Source organism: Prevotella sp., from assembly GCF_036570325.1.
Classification (GTDB): Bacteria; Bacteroidota; Bacteroidia; order Bacteroidales; family Bacteroidaceae; genus Prevotella.
In genome coordinates this window covers 1-2189 of record NZ_DATCYK010000141.1, presented here as the reverse complement: position 1 = coordinate 2189, position 2189 = coordinate 1, and the positions used below count along the sequence as shown (strand labels likewise).

At 48.9% G+C, this 2189-nt stretch carries 1 protein-coding gene; it reads right to left on the bottom strand.

Annotated elements, in window-relative coordinates; all coding sequences use genetic code 11:
* Positions 1-2189, bottom strand: a 2189-nt coding sequence (locus VIR50_RS12370; RefSeq protein ID WP_331935418.1) for a hypothetical protein, incomplete at both ends; no start/stop codon positions are given.

The window sequence follows — 2189 nt, the reverse complement described above, 5'->3', positions numbered from 1 at the left end:
CTCATCAAAGAAACTCAGATAAGCCTTGGCAGCCAAGACCGTAGGCACTTCGGTATTCACCGGCAAAGCAAACGTTACTTTCTCTTCCGCGCCCTGCACGGCAGTCTGTGTGAAGTAGCCATCTCCCAGCCTTATCATATTATCCGCAGCCCATGACTGTGTCGTGATCATCTGACCGGCACTCCTATACTTTCCATCCTCACGGTTCATTCCATAGAGCACATGAGGTACATTCATGCTATAGACATTCCCATTCTCAAGACTTGTGTTATACTCATTCACAAGATAAGGCATACCAATGAGGTTCCATCCCATATTCTCAGCCTTGGTGAAGTGGGCCGAACCGCTATTGTCGATTGTATTATACTGCGTCAGCGTGACCGTCTTCGGCTTGCTTCCTTCTTCATACACATAGTTACCGGCACCGGCTATCCAGCTTGTAAAGCGCAAGGTCTGCTCCGTGGCCAAAGGTGTTCCGAAGGTCAGCAACCATCCCTTATTGGCAGCCAACTCCACATCCGGAGCCACATCTTCCCAGCAGGTCGACTCCCTATCTTGGAAATTATAATCCCAAGCTGAGCGCTTTAATCCATTATAAGTCTTGGCCGATTCCAAATTAGCATAAGCCGTCTGCACGATCTCCGACTTGGCATTGGTCGTCGTCTGCACGATATTCTTCCAATAGAAGTGCGCAAATGGCAGTGATAGCAATTGGTATTTGGTTCCCGCGGGATAGGTCTGCTCCAAAGCCATGTACTGCACACGCACCACATTGCCATTGCCATAGAGCGACGCACCATTCTGTAATAACAGATAGCTCGGGCGGAAAGCCGCGCTCTCCGTAAAGATAGGCGTTTCCGCGGCACTCTTGTTAAGATTCAACTTGGCATTCTTTCCTATATAAACCACGCTACCCTCATGCGGATATAGGTTACCTCCATAGTTTTCCGTATAAATACGAGCTGTCTCGCTGGTCAAATCCACAGCTGTATTGGTCAGATTGGTAGTATATACATTCTCACCCTCTGCCACACGCCATGTCTCAAAGCAACCCGCATCCACCTTTCCACTACTCAATAAACGTGGATTACCAAGAACATCACGGTCATGGACAAAGTCTACAAATTCTTTGGTAAATACATTTCTATCCAATGCGATGTCATCGTCCACTCCCGTATTCAGCCACAATCCTTCTTCCGGCAACTGATATACATAAGGCTGATAGAAAGCTGACATCGCCGTTGTATGTGGGAACACGTTGCGCACCTCAGTCGTCAAGTAGGAAGTAAATGGATAACCGTCCGAAGCGTCATTGCCTCCTTGCCATGTTCCCGCAGTCTTTTTCACGGCCGGACTTTTATCCACATTGTTCCATGTCAGGCTGTTCACCACCTTACCACCATTGTTATCGACGGTGATGGCTCCGGTTTGATCACCTACAACAGTACAGTTAAGCACCATACCACCCTGCTGACCAACAGTCTGCTCAGCCTTATTACCATAGACAAGTGTATTATAGAGCAAGCCCGCACGCAAATCCACTACCGGTGTGCTACCGCTCATCGTATTGCTTGTTATGATACAATTACGCACAACGCTCTTGGCAGCATTCAAGCTAATCGGAGTTTTTGTCAATACTCCCTGATTACTGATGATAAAGCCATCCATAATGCTACCCAATGTACCAGAGCCTAATGTAGTGACTCCCTTGATAGGCGTACGGTACGTATTACCCTGAGCGGCCATACCCATACGGCCGGCCTTGATTCTGTTCACCATATCGATGAGCGCACGGTCACCCTTCTCATCACCGGTGCTGTGCTCAGGAACTACACGTTCCGACAGGCTACCCATCAACATTACGCCGTCACGCAGATTTACCGCAGCTTCCGCATTGGTATTACCTTGTACCAACACGTAAGACCGACGATTATTCACACGGGCGTAAAGCGCCGCGCCGTCAACAGCCTCTTGTAGTTTGCCAGCACCGTAGGCTTTATCCCATGTCGTTCCATCTTGAGTGATATTATAGGCCTGATCAGGACGCACGTAATAAATACGATTCATCTGCACGGTCATTTCATAGGCGCCACGCTCTATACCTTCCTGATAGTAGCGGCTTACGCCCGCCAACTCTTTCGTGTCGGCTACTTTTCCAAGCATAGCGTCACCCACGAGGTCGGCACCCG